Source organism: Streptococcus sp. HMSC073A12 (assembly GCF_001812815.1).
In the GTDB taxonomy this organism is placed as follows: Bacteria; Bacillota; Bacilli; order Lactobacillales; family Streptococcaceae; genus Streptococcus; species Streptococcus vaginalis.
Window position 1 is genome coordinate 1 of record NZ_KV810569.1, and the last position, 15,414, is coordinate 15,414.

Annotated in this window: 16 protein-coding genes and 2 pseudogenes; all 18 read left to right on the forward strand. The window is 36.7% G+C overall.

Annotated elements, in window-relative coordinates:
- Positions 1-189: 189 nt before the first annotated feature.
- Positions 190-999 (forward strand): annotated as a pseudogene (locus tag HMPREF2876_RS09155) (lactate/malate family dehydrogenase); the annotation flags it as partial.
- A gap of 118 nt (positions 1,000-1,117) precedes the next feature.
- Positions 1,118-2,401 carry a 3-phosphoshikimate 1-carboxyvinyltransferase gene (aroA, locus tag HMPREF2876_RS09160; RefSeq protein WP_003023976.1) on the forward strand — a complete coding sequence of 428 codons (1,284 nt, stop codon included), beginning with the start codon at positions 1,118-1,120 and terminating at the stop codon, positions 2,399-2,401.
- Complete coding sequence (locus tag HMPREF2876_RS09165) at positions 2,394-2,870, forward strand: shikimate kinase (protein ID WP_003023977.1); 477 nt, start codon at positions 2,394-2,396, stop codon at positions 2,868-2,870. The genes aroA and HMPREF2876_RS09165 overlap by 8 nt, the downstream gene beginning before the upstream one ends.
- The gene (gene pheA, locus HMPREF2876_RS09170; RefSeq protein ID WP_024052917.1) at positions 2,867-3,700 is read left to right on the forward strand and encodes a prephenate dehydratase; all 834 of its coding nucleotides are present in this window, start codon (positions 2,867-2,869) and stop codon (positions 3,698-3,700) included. Before HMPREF2876_RS09165 ends, pheA begins: the two co-directional genes overlap by 4 nt.
- A 12-nt stretch (positions 3,701-3,712) precedes the next feature.
- Positions 3,713-5,050, forward strand: a complete 1,338-nt coding sequence (locus HMPREF2876_RS09175) for an LCP family protein (RefSeq protein ID WP_070241793.1) — start codon at positions 3,713-3,715, stop codon at positions 5,048-5,050.
- 75 nt (positions 5,051-5,125) lie between these two features.
- Positions 5,126-6,487 carry a 23S rRNA (uracil(1939)-C(5))-methyltransferase RlmD gene (rlmD, locus tag HMPREF2876_RS09180; protein WP_070584724.1) on the forward strand — a complete coding sequence of 454 codons (1,362 nt, stop codon included), beginning with the start codon at positions 5,126-5,128 and terminating at the stop codon, positions 6,485-6,487.
- Positions 6,484-6,642 carry a hypothetical protein gene (locus tag HMPREF2876_RS10550; RefSeq protein WP_019107307.1) on the forward strand — a complete coding sequence of 53 codons (159 nt, stop codon included), beginning with the start codon at positions 6,484-6,486 and terminating at the stop codon, positions 6,640-6,642. Before rlmD ends, HMPREF2876_RS10550 begins: the two co-directional genes overlap by 4 nt.
- A 6-nt stretch (positions 6,643-6,648) precedes the next feature.
- A complete protein-coding gene (locus tag HMPREF2876_RS09185) occupies positions 6,649-6,930 on the forward strand; it encodes a CD1845 family protein (protein ID WP_070584906.1) in 282 nt (93 codons plus the stop codon).
- An 87-nt stretch (positions 6,931-7,017) separates the two neighbouring features.
- Entirely contained in the window at positions 7,018-7,797 is a 780-nt protein-coding gene (locus tag HMPREF2876_RS09190; RefSeq protein ID WP_042357946.1) for a replication initiator protein A, read from the forward strand.
- A complete protein-coding gene (locus HMPREF2876_RS09195) occupies positions 7,794-8,645 on the forward strand; it encodes an ATP-binding protein (protein WP_070584726.1) in 852 nt (283 codons plus the stop codon). The genes HMPREF2876_RS09190 and HMPREF2876_RS09195 overlap by 4 nt, the downstream gene beginning before the upstream one ends.
- On the forward strand, positions 8,642-9,127 hold the full coding sequence (locus tag HMPREF2876_RS09200) for a PcfB family protein (protein WP_070584728.1): 486 nt from the start codon (positions 8,642-8,644) through the stop codon (positions 9,125-9,127). Before HMPREF2876_RS09195 ends, HMPREF2876_RS09200 begins: the two co-directional genes overlap by 4 nt.
- Positions 9,124-9,453: pseudogene (locus HMPREF2876_RS09205) on the forward strand (type IV secretory system conjugative DNA transfer family protein); the annotation flags it as partial. The gene HMPREF2876_RS09200 and the pseudogene HMPREF2876_RS09205, both read left to right, overlap by 4 nt.
- A gap of 60 nt (positions 9,454-9,513) precedes the next feature.
- Positions 9,514-11,352 (forward strand): recombinase family protein, encoded by a 1,839-nt coding sequence (locus HMPREF2876_RS09210; RefSeq protein WP_070584732.1) that lies wholly within the window; start codon positions 9,514-9,516, stop codon positions 11,350-11,352.
- A gap of 81 nt (positions 11,353-11,433) precedes the next feature.
- A complete protein-coding gene (locus HMPREF2876_RS09215; protein ID WP_018659264.1) occupies positions 11,434-11,616 on the forward strand; it encodes a transposase in 183 nt (60 codons plus the stop codon).
- A gap of 98 nt (positions 11,617-11,714) precedes the next feature.
- Positions 11,715-12,083 carry a DUF3021 family protein gene (locus HMPREF2876_RS09220; RefSeq protein WP_018659265.1) on the forward strand — a complete coding sequence of 123 codons (369 nt, stop codon included), beginning with the start codon at positions 11,715-11,717 and terminating at the stop codon, positions 12,081-12,083.
- 110 nt (positions 12,084-12,193) lie between these two features.
- The gene (locus HMPREF2876_RS09225) at positions 12,194-12,514 is read left to right on the forward strand and encodes a DUF3847 domain-containing protein (RefSeq protein WP_019117185.1); all 321 of its coding nucleotides are present in this window, start codon (positions 12,194-12,196) and stop codon (positions 12,512-12,514) included.
- A 243-nt stretch (positions 12,515-12,757) separates the two neighbouring features.
- Complete coding sequence (gene mobQ / locus HMPREF2876_RS09230) at positions 12,758-14,218, forward strand: MobQ family relaxase (protein ID WP_009428357.1); 1,461 nt, start codon at positions 12,758-12,760, stop codon at positions 14,216-14,218.
- A gap of 6 nt (positions 14,219-14,224) precedes the next feature.
- Positions 14,225-15,277 carry a DMT family transporter gene (locus HMPREF2876_RS09235; protein WP_019117184.1) on the forward strand — a complete coding sequence of 351 codons (1,053 nt, stop codon included), beginning with the start codon at positions 14,225-14,227 and terminating at the stop codon, positions 15,275-15,277.
- Positions 15,278-15,414: the final 137 nt, after the last annotated feature.

The window sequence follows — 15,414 nt, forward strand, 5'->3', positions numbered from 1 at the left end:
GAGTTTTCTTGTCTAACTTTTGGGGTGCAGTTCAGATTTTGGTCAGCTTTTTATGTGCATGAAATCCATAGGAGAAGAAAGGATTCAACAAATCAGCGAGAATTTTCTGAATATTTCCACTAAATACTTGTTTTTTACTAATTTCTGAGTATAATGAAATGTATCAACTAGACAGATTTTCAGTTTAATGATGAAGCGAAAGTCAAAGCAGATGCACTTGACTTTCAGGACGCTGCAGCAAATTTGAATCATCACGCAAATATTATTGTTAATGATTATCAGGCATTGGCAGATGCGGATGTGGTGGTGTCAGCACTGGGCAATATCAAATTACAAGATAACCCCAACGCCGATCGATTTGCGGAATTACCCTTTACATCCAAGGAAGTTCCTTTTGTCGCTGAACAATTGAAAAAAGTTGGATTTACAGGGATTATCATTGTTATTAGTAATCCAGTAGATGTCATTACTAGTCTTTATCAACACTATACTGGTCTGCCTAAAGAGCGTGTTATTGGAACGGGAACGCTACTGGACACAGCTCGTATGAAACGTGCAGTTGGTGTTCGCTTTGGTGTCGATCCTCGAAGTGTTTATGGCTACAATCTTGGAGAACATGGGAATTCTCAATTTACAGCTTGGAGCCAAGTACGGATAAAAGGGCAACCGATTTCTACATTTGCTTCAGTCGAGGAGTTGGATGAAATTGCTCTAGAAGCCCTTAAAGGAGGGCATACCGTTTTTTATGGCAAAAAATACACATCTTATGGTATTGCGAGCGCAGCTATCCGTTTAGCAGTAGCCCTTGTATCGGATTCGCATGAAGAATTGCCAGTATCAAATTATTATCAGCCATTAGACACCTACCTGAGTTATCCAGCGATTGTAGGACGTGAGGGAATTGTTGAGCAAGTCAAACTTAGTTTAACGGAAAAAGAGGAGGAAAAATTAGCGTATTCTGCACAATTCATCAAGCAAAAATTTGCAGAAAGTTTATAATTTTAAGAGGGTGAGGAAAAGTTGAATTCAACGAAATGAAGCTTTTTCCCCGCTCTCTTTTGTTTCCCTTCTCTTTTTATGGTACAATATGTAAAAAGAATCAGGTATGAGGTTTTCTATGCAGTTACGAACAAATGCAAAGGGATTAGCTGGGTGCATTCGTGTGCCGGGTGATAAGTCTATTAGTCATCGATCGATTATGTTTGGTAGTTTGGCCAAGGGAGTGACAACGGTTCACGATATTTTGCGTGGTGAAGACGTCTTATCAACCATGCAAGTTTTTCGTGATTTAGGTGTTCAAATTGAAGATGACGGCAATGTAGTAACGATTCATGGAGTGGGTTTTGCTGGTCTTCAAGCGCCGACAAACAAACTGAATATGGGAAATTCTGGAACCTCTATTCGCTTGATTTCAGGTGTATTAGCTGGGCAGGATTTTGTGGCGGAAATGTTTGGTGATGATAGTTTATCTAAACGTCCTATGGATCGCATAACGATTCCTCTTCGTCAAATGGGGGTGCAAATCGCTGGGCGAACCGAGCGTGATTTGCCACCGCTCACCATTCATGGAAATAAGAACTTACAGTCTATTCATTACACCTTGCCTGTAGCGTCTGCTCAGGTTAAATCTGCTTTGATATTTGCGGCTTTACAAGCTCAAGGCGAGTCTGTCATTGTGGAAAAAGAAATGACCCGCAATCATACAGAAGATATGATTAAACAATTTGGCGGTCAGATTTCTGTCAATGGAAAGGAAATCCGCGTTCAAGGTGGGCAAGAGTTTACTGGGCAGAACGTGTTGGTACCAGGAGATATTTCTAGTGCGGCTTTCTGGATAGTGGCAGGACTTATCGTTCCTAATTCTAAGATTATTTTGGAAAATGTCGGTATCAATGAAACACGAACTGGCATTTTGGATGTTGTTAAAGCTATGGGTGGAAATATAAACTTGTCCAATGTAGACAATATTGCTAAGTCTGCCACCATAACGATAGAGACGTCTGAATTAGTCGGCACAGAAATTGGCGGAGAAATTATCCCACGTTTAATTGATGAATTGCCAATCATTGCACTTCTGGCCACTCAAGCTAAGGGGCAAACGGTGATTCGTGATGCGGAAGAATTAAAGGTAAAAGAAACAGACCGTATCCAAGTTGTGGCAGATGCACTAAATAGCATGGGGGCTGATATTACTCCGACAGAAGACGGCATGCTCATCAAAGGGAAAACGTCTCTTCACGGTGCTAAAGTTCATACATTTGGCGACCACCGAATTGGCATGATGACAGCTATTGCAGCTCTTTTGGTAAAGGACGGTCAAGTCGAGTTGGAGCGCGCCGAAGCTATCAATACGAGCTATCCAAATTTCTTTGATGATTTGGAGGACTTACTTCATGGCTAAGATTTTGATTGGTTTCATGGGGGCTGGGAAAACAACGGTTGCTAGCTTGCTAGATGAAAATTTTATCGATATGGATGAGCTTTTGTCAGAGAGACTGGAAATGCCGATTAAAGAATATTTTGAGCAGTATGGCGAAGCAGCTTTTCGGCAAAAAGAAAGTGAATTATTAAAAGAATTGCTACAGTCAGAACAAGTCATCTCAACTGGTGGTGGCATCATCAGCAATGCTCAAAATCGCGAGTTGTTAAAGCAGAACGCTGAAAATATTTATTTAAAAACAGATTTTGAGACACTTTATCAGCGTCTTGAAGAGGATCAAGAACACCAGCGCCCACTTTATTTGAACAATAGCAAAGCTGATTTGAAAAATCTTTTCGAGCAACGTCAAACTTGGTATGAAGAAGTGGCTACAAAAGTTATTGATGTGACTACTTTGACACCAAAACAAATCGTGGAGGTGTTGCAATGAAAATTGGATTTTTAGGTCCGAAAGGGTCTTTTTCTCATCATGTGGCACAAGAAGCATTTCCAGCAGATACGTTAGTGGCTTTTGAAAATATCACGGAAGTTGTAAAAGCCTATGAGACAGGCGAAGTGGATTATTCTGTAGTGCCAGTTGAAAATTCAATTGAAGGAAGCGTTCATGAAACATTGGACTACCTTTTTCATCAGGCAGCCATTCATGCTGTGGCAGAAATCGTCCAGCCAATCAAACAACAATTATTGGCAACGGTAGCTGATAAGCCAGTAGAAAAAATCTTTTCTCATCCGCAGGCAATTGCGCAGGGGAAAAAATATGTCCGCCAGCATTATCCACAAGCTAAAATTGAAATAACAGCTAGCACAGCTTATGCGGCTCGTTTTGTGGCTCAGCATCCAGAAGAAAATTATGCAGCCATTGCGCCAAGGAGTGCAGCTAGTGAATACGGTCTGCAGATTGTTGCAGAAGATATTCAAGAAATGGCTGAGAATTTCACCCGTTTTTGGTTGCTGGGACAGTCGATTCCGACTTTGCCATTATATCCTAAGGAAAAGAAACTCACGCTTGCTTTGACTTTGCCAGACAATTTACCCGGTGCTTTATATAAAGCTCTTGCAACTTTTGCTTGGCGGGGAATTGATTTGACAAAGATTGAAAGTCGCCCGTTGAAGACCGCTTTGGGAGAATATTTTTTCATTGTGGACATCAATAATGAAAAAGAGGATTTAGTGTCATTTGCGATGAGAGAGCTAGAAGCAATTGGCATTACTTATAAAATTTTAGGAAATTACACCGTTTATACTATTTCAGAACAGTAGATTGGAGCAATCATGGATAAAAAATCAGATAATCTCAGCCACCATGAGCAGTTGAGACTGGACTATCTTTACAAAAATATCCATTATTTAAATGAACGCGAGAAAAAAGAATATCAATATCTTCTTAGCAAGCAAGAAGGAGACCAAAGAGTAGAGTCAGCTCGTGAAGCAAGAGCTACCTTTTCTGACCAACAAGTGCCTGAGAATTTTGGTTACACCGAGCAGGGACTCCCTCAATATCCAGAGAGAAGTCGCCGTAATAAACGATTTAAATCAGAGCGTATACCAACTAATGCGGCTGAAAGTGTTGTAGAAAACACACCCAAGCCTAAAAAGGAAAAGCGGCATAGAAAAATACGTGTGAAGCGGATTCTAGCTTGGCTTGCTTTAATTTTGGTTCTCATTGTAGGAGGCATGTTGTTCATGTTTATAAAAGGCTTGAACACTTCAAAAAACAACCCAAATGCCAAAGCTGCCCAAACAGAAGTCTTTAATGGGAAAGATACCAAAGACGGTGTGAATATACTTATTTTGGGTACAGATGGACGAATTGGTCAATCTTCTTCTGAAACGCGGACCGATTCAATCATGGTCTTAAATGTTGGTGGAAAAAATAAAAAAATGAAACTCGTCAGTTTCATGAGAGACACGCTCGTTCACATTGATGGAGTGAGTCAAGGTTCTGGTTATGATCAAAAGTTAAATGTAGCATATGCCATTGGGGAGCAAAATAACAATCAAGGCGCTGAATTGGTACGTCAAGTGCTGAAAGACAATTTTGATATTGACATTAAGTATTATGCTTTGGTTGATTTTTCAACTTTTGCGACAGCTATTGATACCCTTTTCCCAAATGGTGTTGAAATGAATGCGAATTTTTCAACTATCAATGGTGAAAAAGTGAGTGAAGTACAGGTGCCGGACGACCTCAATATGAAAGACGGAGTGGTTCCAGAGCAGACGATTAAGGTTGGAAAACAGCGAATGGACGGACGCACGCTTTTGAATTATGCGCGTTTCCGTAAAGATGACGAAGGAGATTTCGGCCGAACACATCGCCAACAAGAGGTGATGAGCGCGATTATTCAGCAAGTCAAAGACCCAACGAAGCTTTTTACAGGCTCTGAAGCGCTTGGAAAAGTATTTGCTTTAACCTCAACCAATGTTCCGTATAGTTTTTTACTAACGCACGGCTTGTCTTCTCTTACCAACGCTCGTAATGGTGTTGAAAAGGTGACCATTCCTGAAAATGGAGATTGGATAGATGCCTATGATATGTATGGCGGTCAAGGCTTACTAGTTGATTTTGAAGCCTATAAAGCAAAATTAGCACAATTAGGACTCAGATAAATGATATAATAGAAAGTGATGATGCGGTCGCTTTCTTTTTTTGGGAAATGGCAGAGCTGATAGAAAGAGAAATATATGTTAAAAAAGAATGATGTGATAGAAGTTGAAATTGTGGATTTGAGCCATGACGGTGCTGGAGTGGCTAAGGCAGAGGGGGTGGTTTTCTTTGTAGAGAATGCTCTGCCTACGGAACGTATCCGTATGCGCATACTGAAAGTCAATAAAAAAATTGGTTTTGGCAAGGTAGAAGCCTATCTGACGAAATCCCCTTATCGAAACGAAGATGTTGATGTGGCTTATCTGAGGATAGGTATTGCTGACTTTGGGCATCTAAAATATAGTGAGCAATTGAAATTTAAAACCAAGAAAGTTAGAGATAGTCTTTACAAGATTGCTGGAATTGCAGATATCGAAGTGGCACCAACCCTTGGTATGGAGCACCCACTACATTATCGAAACAAAGCGCAGGTTCCTGTTCGCCGTGTCAATGGACAGCTAGAAACGGGATTTTTCCGAAAAAATTCGCATGATTTAATGCCAATTGAGGATTTTTATATTCAGGATCCAGTTATTGACCAAGTCGTTTTGGCAGTGCGGGATTTGCTGCGTCGTTTTGACCTGAAACCTTACGATGAGAAAGAGCAATCTGGTCTGATTCGTAATATTGTGGTTCGTCGTGGACATTACTCTGGTGAAATCATGGTTATTTTAGTGACAACTCGTCCCAAAATTTTCCGTATAAATCAGTTAATTGAGCGATTAGTCGCGCAATTTCCGAATATTAAATCTATCATGCAAAATATTAACAACCAGCCAGGTAATGCGATTTTGGGGAAGGAATTTCGTGTACTGTATGGACAAGATTATATTACTGACCGCATGCTAGAGAATCACTTTCAAATTGCTGCCCCAGCATTTTACCAAGTCAATACAGAGATGGCAGAGGAGCTGTATCAAACGGCGATTGATTTCGCTGAGTTGAGTACAGAGGATATTGTAGTGGATGCCTATTCGGGGATTGGCACCATTGGATTGTCAGTTGCGAAACACGTCAAAGAAGTCTATGGCGTGGAGGTTATCCCTCAAGCAGTTGAAAATAGCAAAAAGAATGCTAAGCTAAACGGCATTAGCAATGCCCATTATATTTGTGATTCAGCAGAAAATGCTATCAAAAAATGGCTGAACCAAGGTATAAAACCTAGTATCATCATGGTCGACCCACCACGTAAAGGCTTGACTGAAAGTTTTATCAAATCAAGCGTCAGTATGAATCCAAAGAAAATCGTCTATATTTCCTGCAATGCCGCCACCATGGCACGTGACATCAAGCTCTATCAAGAACTAGGCTATAAACTCACAAAAGTTCAGCCCGTGGATTTGTTTCCAATGACGCATCACGTGGAGTGCATAGCGTTGATACAAAGAGTGAAATCGTGAAAATCCTGCATTTTAAGCAGTTTTACAAGCATTATGTCTTTAATGAAGATGGCGATGGAGGAAGAAAAAAAGTCCTAAAAAATTATATTGATGTTTATGTTTGCATTGATATGGTGTGTGGAGATACAAAGGGTGAATTGGGAAGTGAGGAATAAGAAATGATGAGATGGATAATAAAAATAATCTTGTTTCCAATCAGCTTGCTGCTGAGTATCCTTACTGCCTTTTTGACATTTATACTTGGCATAGGAACAACTATTCTGTATTTCTTAATGCTTATGTGTATAGTTGCTGCAATAGGCTCGTTTATGCAGAAAGATGTATCACTTGGTATTGAAGCATTGATTATTGGATTCTTAGTTAGTCCATACGGCGTACCGATGATTGCAGCAACCGTTATAGCATTCCTTCAGGGAATCAATGAAGAGATAAAATCAATCTAAAAAATTTAATACAAATGGTAACCAAAGGCGATAGAGAAAAAAACTATCGTCTTTTTCTTTGCAAATTTTAAGGAAGGAGGTGAAGCGATGGACTTTGACTATTTCTATAATCGTGAAGCAGAGAGATTTAATTTTCTTAAAGTACCGGAGATATTAGTTGATGGAGAAGAATTTAAGGGGCTGTCAGCAGAGGCAATTATCCTTTATTCCATGCTTCTAAAACGAACGGGAATATCTTTTAAGAATAACTGGATAGACAAAGAAAATAGAGTATTTATCTATTTTACCGTTGAAGAAATTATGAGAAGAAGAAATATCTCAAAGCCAACAGCCATAAAAACATTGGATGAGTTAGACAGTAAAAAAGGAATTGGACTGATTGAAAGAGTAAGGCTTGGACTTGGAAAACCTAATATCATTTATGTGAAAGACTTTATGAGTGTATTTCAGATAAAAGGAAATGACTTTCAGAAGTCAAAAAACTTTACCTCAGAAGTAAAAGATGTTGACCTCAGAAGTAAAGAAAATGAACTTCAGGAAGTTAAAAATGTTGACTCTAACTATATAGAGAATAATAAGAGTAAGTATAGTAAGAGAGAATATAGTTTTTGCGAAAACGGACTTGGAACATTTCAAAATGTATTTTTAACTGATGAAGATATTTCTGATTTACAAATCAAACTAAATGCACAGCTTGATAATTACATTGAACGCTTATCTGCATATATCAAGAGTACCGGAAAGATCTATAAAGACCATAAAGCGACGATCCTTTCTTGGTTTTATAAAGATCAGGGCAAAAGCAAGCAGCCGAAAACATCAAATGTCCCGACATGGGAAGAATATAACAAAGGAGAACATTTATGAAAAGAGAATTGGAAAAAATAATGATAGAGGATGTAGAATTTGCCTATGATTCTGAAAAAGAGTATATCAAAGACGGACACGCCTATTGTAAAGTCTGCCACGAAAGAAAAGACGGTGATGTAATGGAATTTTTCGGAAACAAAATGATATTAAGGGTAGCTTGTAAATGTGATAGAGAAATAGAGAAACAAAAGAAACGAAGAGAAAAACAGATGGAAATTGAAAGGTTAAAAAGAACCTGCTTCAATTCCATGAGGGAGTGGTCATATACCTTTGAAAATTATCAGGGAGAAGAAAATCAAAGCCTCATGATTGCAAAGAATTTTGCAGAAGATTATGAGAAAATGAAAAAAGAAAATATCGGACTTCTCTTTTATGGCTCTGTAGGAAGCGGAAAGACCTATCTTGCCTGCTCCATTGCAAATAGCCTTATTGAACAGTATCAAATAAGTGTTAAGATTAGAAATTTTGCGCAGATTATCAATGAACTTCAAAAGAGCAGCTTTGACTTTGATAAAAACGCATATATTGAATCCCTTGTAAATACTTCCGTTCTTATCTTAGATGACTTGGGAATTGAAAGGGATACAAGCTATGCTAAAGAGCAGGTATATAACATTGTCAATAGCAGGTACTTAAAACAGAAACCAACAATTTTCACAACAAATCTTTCCTACGACACAATTCAAAACTGCAAGGACAGTGTTGAATATCAAAGAATCTATTCAAGAATTATTGAAATGTGTATTCCCGTTATGGTTGTAGGCGAGGATTTCAGAAAGTTTATTCAAAGAGATAAGCTAACTCGCAATAAAGATAGATTACTGAACGGAGGTGAAAGGACTTGATCAATGAAGAAATTGCAAGAAAAACGCTCAACATGGAAGTGAGAGCCGGCAAAGTAACAGGCAAGATACTTTTGGATTTGATAAGGAAATTACTGAAAGAATCAGAAAAAATCGGTGGACTCGAAAAGCTTGTTGGGAGTAAAGGGAATGAAGTAAAGCTAAAAGATATGGTTAAAAAAGGACAGCTTGAAGAGATACCAGTAGAAGAAACAGAATTGAAGGAACTAAAAAAAGAACTGAACAGATATGGAATTAAGTTTTCGGTAATGAAAGATAAAGAATCAGGTAAATACTCAGTGTTCTTTCAAGCGAAAGATATGAAAGTGATGGACAAAGCATTTAAGCACGCCCTTTCAGAATCAGAAAAGAAAACGGAAAGGAAAGAATCTATTCATAAAAACATTGAGAAGTTTAAGGAGATGGCTAAAAATTCTGTTTCTAAAGATAAAATCAAGAACAAGCAAAAGGAGCAGAGCCTATGATAGAGAAAATACTAAAGGACATCAAAGGCTTGTTTAAGGTGCAGGATAAGGCAAAGTTTCTAAAGCAGAACATTCCCTATCTTGCATTTTTCTATGTTGGCAATATCTTCTCTCACCATATACGAGCCTATACTGGTGGCGATGTAATAGACAAAATCTTTCAAGGGATATTAGAGCTTAACACCATGAGCTTTATTCCAAGCATTAATCTAACTGACATTCTAATAGGCATAGGAGTAGCAGCTTTAATTAAATTCATTGTCTACAGCAAAGGCAAAAATGCAAAAAAGTTCAGACAGGGAAAAGAGTATGGTTCAGCAAGATGGGTTGCATAATATTAACTGAACAGGAGTGATATATAGACACGAGAAAAGGAGGATAATGCCATGATAGAATATCACAATAAAATTACAGCACTATACTCCCGCCTTTCAGTTGGTGATGAAGATAGAGACGGTGGCGAGAGTAATAGTATTGTAAATCAAAAAGCCTTTTTAGAAAGGTATGCAAGAGAAAAAAAGCTGATAAACATTCGCCACTATATCGACGATGACGAAAGCGGTAGGTTCTTTGACCGTTCAGCCTATACACAGATGATAAGCGATGTAGAGCAAGGCAAAATAGGAATTGTCATCATGAAAGATATGACAAGATGGGGAAGAGATTATTTCCAAGTAGGAAATGCGATGGAGATATTTAGAAGAAACAATGTACGCTTTATCGCTATCAATAACGGAATAGACAGCATTGACCAAAACACATTGGAATTTGCCCCATTTATCAACATCATGTCAGAGTGGTATGCAAGAGACATCAGCAAGAAAGTAAAGACAGGAATTAAAACCAAAGGAGCAGACGGAAAGCCTGTCGCAACAGAAGCCCCATACGGCTATATAAAAGACCCTGAGAACAAAGATTATTGGATCGTTGATAAAGAAGCTGCCGAAGTTGTAAAACTCATTTTCAGGCTATTTATGGAGGGGAAAAACAGAAATCAGATAGCTGTTTACCTGAAAGAAAAAGAAATACTAACCCCAACCTTTTATATGAAACAACAAGGCAGAGGAACAGCAAAAAACAAACCACTAAATGAAGAAAACAGATATAACTGGAACAAAGCAACTCTAACACGCATACTGAAAAGACAAGAGTATTGTGGTGATGTAGTCAACTTCAAGACCGAAAAGCATTACAGAGATAAGAGAAACCATTATGTAGATAAAAGCAAATGGCAAATAACAGAAAATGTGCATGAGCCGATAATAGATAGAACTACCTTTGAAAATGTAGAGCGTATGTTAAAAAATGCACCTGTAAAAAGACCAAACGGAGATGGAGAAATTCACGCACTTTCAGGCTTGATGTACTGTAAAGATTGCGGAACAAAAATGCACATTCGCACCATACACAAAAATGGAAGAGTACAGCATGTAACCTATTGCAGTGAATATGCCAAAGGGAAAGCAAAGCACCCCAAATGCAACTCCCCACACCGAATTGATGTTGATGAGGTTATGGAAAATATCGCAGAAGTCTTGCGAAAGATAGCACAGTATTCTTTGGAAAACAAAGCAGAATTTGAGAAACTTGTAAAAGAGAGTCTGTATAAAGAACAGACCGAAGAAGTCAAGAAAAATCAAAAGCGTATGCCACAAATCACAGATCGAATGGAACAGATAGAAAGAGTGATGAATAAACTCTATGAAGATAATGCACTTGGAAATCTGGATACAGAACGCTATGAGCAGTTATCAAGAAAGTATGCAGAAGAATACTACACCTTAAAAGCAGAAAAAGAAGAAATCAAAGAACGCTTATCCGAATGTGAAAATGCAAACCAAAGAGCAAAGAAATTTATCAGACTTGCAGAAAGCTATTCCAACTTTGAAGAACTTACCCCTACCATTATCAATGAGTTTATCAGTAAAATCGCAGTGCATGAAAGAGATGTAAAAAGAGCAAAATATGTAGTTCAACGAATAGAGGTTTATTTTAACTATATCGGAAAATTTGAAAATGAACTTACAAAACAGATAGAGCCGACAGAACAAGAAATGATACAGATGAGGGAAGAAATAGAAGAAGCAAGGAGAGAAAAATCACGAGCTTATCATAGGGCATATTCTAAAGCATACAGAGCCAAAAATCTTGAAAAGTGCCGAGAGTATGAAAAATTAAAAGCAAGAGAATACAGAGCAAAAAAGAAACTACAAGCAACAACCTAAAACCAAATATCAATTAATCGCAAAAGAGGTTTCCTAATCACAGGAAATCTTTTTTTTGTGCAAGTCGAAAGGAGGAACTAAATGGCAGAAAATGAGAAAACAGATATTAAAGAAATACAGACAGAACAACATCAAAAGCCCGATGGCATTCTTACAAAGAAGATAAATGGAAAGACCTTTGTAACAGAGATATATTTTGATAAAAAGAGTAAAGAGACATTTCAAGATAAGCTGTTCAAAGTAATACATTCAAAGGACAAATAGTAGTGAGTAGAGAAATATGACAGTAGAAAAATATCGAAAAAAATGCTATAATATTAGTCAATATAGATAAACAAATTAGAATTTGTAGAGGTAATTAAATGTTAATAAAGATAGCAATACTTAGGGGAATTATTCCTTTAATCATAATGACAATAATATCAATAATAATGAAATATCAAGGGATAGATCCTTTCCAGGTTAGAGGGACATTCATAGTTGGTATCATTATAGCTTCGGTAGCTGCAGCTTCTGTAATATATGAAATCGAAAATTGGTCATTGTTTAAGCAATCAGTCATACACTTCTTAATTATGCTGGTAACAGTGTTGCCTTTATTATATATAAGTGGTTGGTATAAATTGAATAGTGTTTTAGACTATGTAAAAGTATTTGGAATATTTTTATTTGTAGGTATAGTTTTATGGACTATTTCATATTTTATTTTTGGGAAAACTTTAACTAAATAAATCCCAGTTTGTAGAACTAACAATTTAATAAAAATTACCACAGGAACAGTAAATCAAAAAAGGTTTACTGTTTTTCTTTGCTCAAAATTAGAAAGAGAGGAAACGAGAAAATGAAAAACATAGAAGAAAAAATCTTAATGGCAGATGAAGAAATCAGGCAGTTACAAAACAAAAGGAAAAAGCTCATCAGTCAGCAGAAACAGGAAGAAAGAAAAAAGAGAGATAAAAGGATATATGAAAAAGGAGCAGTCTTTGAAAGCATATTTACAGAAAGTAAGAATTTAACCAAAGATGAATTTTATCAGCTAATCACATCTCTAATTCGTAAAGAAGAAGCTAATATCAAAATTAAAAAAATCATTGAAAGCAGAGAAGAAACGGAAAATCAAAACACCGAAACCCAAGAGGAAGAAACGGACATAGAGGAATAGTCCCTTGTTTACAAGGGCGCACATATACACCTTAACAGGTGCGTGCGTTCTCCGAAGGCTCTTAGCAGAGGGCATATCAGCTAACGCTGATACAGGGGGAGCTACACTCCCCTACGGAAATAAATTTCCTACCCCTTGTGTACTTCCCAAAAGAAATCGGATAAAAAGCTATCCGATTTTTTTAGGAAGTTCTATCTATCTCCACCATAACCATATCAGAAAATGGAAAGGAGGTTTTTTACTATGGCGATATATCATCTTTGCATAAAGATTATTTCAAGAGGTAAAGGCAAAAGTGCAGTAGCAGCTTCCGCCTATCGAAGTGGCGAGAAGATAAAAAACGAATATGACGGTATAGTCCATGACTTTACAAGAAAAGGTGGAATAGCCCATACAGAAATTCTTTTACCACAAAATGCACCACAGGAATTTTCAGATAGAGGGACATTATGGAATAGTGTTGAAAAAATAGAAAAGAGTAAAAACTCACAACTTGCAAGAGAAATTGAAGTAGCCTTACCCAAAGAATTAGACCGAGAGAAACAAATAAATCTTGTACGAGAATATGTAAAAGAAAATTTTGTAAAAGTAGGTATGTGTGCCGATATTGCAATACATGATAAAAATGATGGAAACCCACATTGTCATATATTACTTACCATGCGACCACTAAACGAGGATACAACATGGGGAGCAAAATCAAAAAAGGAATATATCCTTGATGAAAACGGAGAAAAAGTAAAACTCAAAAATGGAAATTACAAAACACGAAAAATCAATACAACAGATTGGAATGAGCAAGACAAAGCAGAAGAGTGGCGAAAAGCATGGGCAGATATCACAAACAAATATCTTGAAGAAAACAGCATACAGGAGAAAGTGGATCATCGCTCTTATCTAAGGCAAGGAATAGAACAAATACCGACCATTCATTTAGGAGTATCAGCAACACAAATGGAAAAGAAAGGCATATCCACAGACAGAGGATACATCAACAGAGAAATCATACATCAAAACAAGATATTAAAAGAAATCTCAAGAAGAATAAAGGCATTGCTAAATTGGATAAGGGGAATTGGAAAAGAAGAAAATACAGAAAATGAAAATACAAAGTTCACCCTCCCACTCAAAGAAAATTTGCAGTCAATCTTTGAAAATCTTATCCGTGAAAATGCAGATAAGAATAATGCTGATTTAGAAAAATATATTGAGAGTTATCAGCTACTCAAAGATAAAAATATCACTTCATTATCCCAGCTAAAAGAAAGTATAGTTACCTTACGAGATAAGAATTACAAGACCACAAGAGCCTTAAAAGATACCGAAAAGAAAGTTGATGATAAAACAAAACTCATAGACCAGTCAGAAAAATATTTGAAGCATAAGGACACCTACAAAGCCTATACCAAGACAAAGAAAAGCAAACAGGGGAATTTTTATAACGAGCATACGGCAGAAATTATTTTATTTGAAAGTGCTAAGAAATATTTGAAAGACCATTTAGGAGAAAGTAAAACCTTAGCCATCAGTAAATGGAAATCAGAACTTGCCACTTTGAAGAAAGAGAAAAAGAACCTATACAGTCAAATATTGGAGATACGAGAAGAAGTTGAACAGGCTGAAAAAGTTAAAACCTGTATAGAGCAAATAGAGGGACACGAAAAGCGACTATCACAGGTAAAGAGGAATGAGTTAGACCTATAAAACTAAGTGAAAAAATGGTATAATATTAAAAAAGATAGAAAGGGGGCTTTGACACTGAGTAAAAATAAAACAGCTACATTTTTTGCAATATTAGCAGCAGCATTATATGCAATCAATGTACCAATATCGAAAATATTATTAGCAAATGTGTCTCCGACAATGCTTGCCGGTTTTTTGTATTTAGGAGCAGGTGTTGGTATTGGGATATTACTTGGAATAAAGAAAACTCAAAACAAATTGACTGACGAAAAATGGCTTAATATAAATGATTTACCTTATACAATTGCAATGGTTGTTCTTGATATAGCAGCACCGATATTTCTGATGTTTGGCATTGCCAATACAAATTCTGCTAATGTCTCGTTAATTAATAACTTTGAAATTGTTGCAACATCGGTCATTGCCCTTTTGATTTTTAAGGAAAAAATTTCTAAAAGATTATGGATTGCTATTGTCCTTGTACTTTTATCAAGCGTCATTCTTAGCTTTGAGGGGATGGAAGCATTAGCACTGAATAAAGGTTCAATGTTTGTTTTATGTGCTTGTATTTGTTGGGGGATTGAGAATAATTGTACAAGAAGTATAAGTGATAAAAGTTCTGAGGAAATTGTGTTAATAAAAGGAATTTTCTCGGGTATTGGCAGTATTGTTATTGCTTTTATCATTGGAGAACATCTACCTGAAATACTATATATACTTGCGGTTATGTTACTTGGTTTTGTGGCATATGGTTTAAGTATAAATTTTTATATTATGGCACAAAAGAACTTGGGTGCAGCAAAAACAAGTGCATTTTATTCTATAGCACCATTTTTAGGAGTGGGATTTAGTTTTATTATTTTGGGTGAAAGACCAACAGTAAAATTTTATATCGCCCTCGGCATTATGATAATCAGCACATTGATTATGATAAAAGATACGCTTGGTAACGAAAAAATATATAATGGATATGTCCATACCCACCAGCATAAGCACGGAAAAGTAGTACATTCGCATGAGCATAGACATTTTATATTTAACCCTATGCATATACACAGTCATTCTCATGCAAACACATAAATGATTGGAAAATGGCTTAACTTATATAACCGTTAAGAAATAAGCATAATACAACAAAGAGAAACAGTGAATCAAAAAAGGTTTACTGTTTTTCTTTGCTTAAAAGTTAATACGGCTTACAGAAAGAGCGTCCATAA

What these genes read in the sequence shown, in the direction of transcription:
- aroA (WP_003023976.1), top strand. Translation starts at nt 1,118, where the DNA reads ATGCAGTTACGAACAAATGCAAAGGGATTAGCTGGGTGCATTCGTGTG.
- HMPREF2876_RS09165 (WP_003023977.1), top strand. Translation starts at nt 2,394, where the DNA reads ATGGCTAAGATTTTGATTGGTTTCATGGGGGCTGGGAAAACAACGGTT.
- pheA (WP_024052917.1), top strand. Translation starts at nt 2,867, where the DNA reads ATGAAAATTGGATTTTTAGGTCCGAAAGGGTCTTTTTCTCATCATGTG.
- HMPREF2876_RS09175 (WP_070241793.1), top strand. Translation starts at nt 3,713, where the DNA reads ATGGATAAAAAATCAGATAATCTCAGCCACCATGAGCAGTTGAGACTG.
- rlmD (WP_070584724.1), top strand. Translation starts at nt 5,126, where the DNA reads ATGTTAAAAAAGAATGATGTGATAGAAGTTGAAATTGTGGATTTGAGC.
- HMPREF2876_RS09185 (WP_070584906.1), top strand. Translation starts at nt 6,649, where the DNA reads ATGAGATGGATAATAAAAATAATCTTGTTTCCAATCAGCTTGCTGCTG.
- HMPREF2876_RS09190 (WP_042357946.1), top strand. Translation starts at nt 7,018, where the DNA reads ATGGACTTTGACTATTTCTATAATCGTGAAGCAGAGAGATTTAATTTT.
- HMPREF2876_RS09195 (WP_070584726.1), top strand. Translation starts at nt 7,794, where the DNA reads ATGAAAAGAGAATTGGAAAAAATAATGATAGAGGATGTAGAATTTGCC.
- HMPREF2876_RS09210 (WP_070584732.1), top strand. Translation starts at nt 9,514, where the DNA reads ATGATAGAATATCACAATAAAATTACAGCACTATACTCCCGCCTTTCA.
- HMPREF2876_RS09215 (WP_018659264.1), top strand. Translation starts at nt 11,434, where the DNA reads ATGGCAGAAAATGAGAAAACAGATATTAAAGAAATACAGACAGAACAA.
- HMPREF2876_RS09220 (WP_018659265.1), top strand. Translation starts at nt 11,715, where the DNA reads ATGTTAATAAAGATAGCAATACTTAGGGGAATTATTCCTTTAATCATA.
- HMPREF2876_RS09225 (WP_019117185.1), top strand. Translation starts at nt 12,194, where the DNA reads ATGAAAAACATAGAAGAAAAAATCTTAATGGCAGATGAAGAAATCAGG.
- mobQ (WP_009428357.1), top strand. Translation starts at nt 12,758, where the DNA reads ATGGCGATATATCATCTTTGCATAAAGATTATTTCAAGAGGTAAAGGC.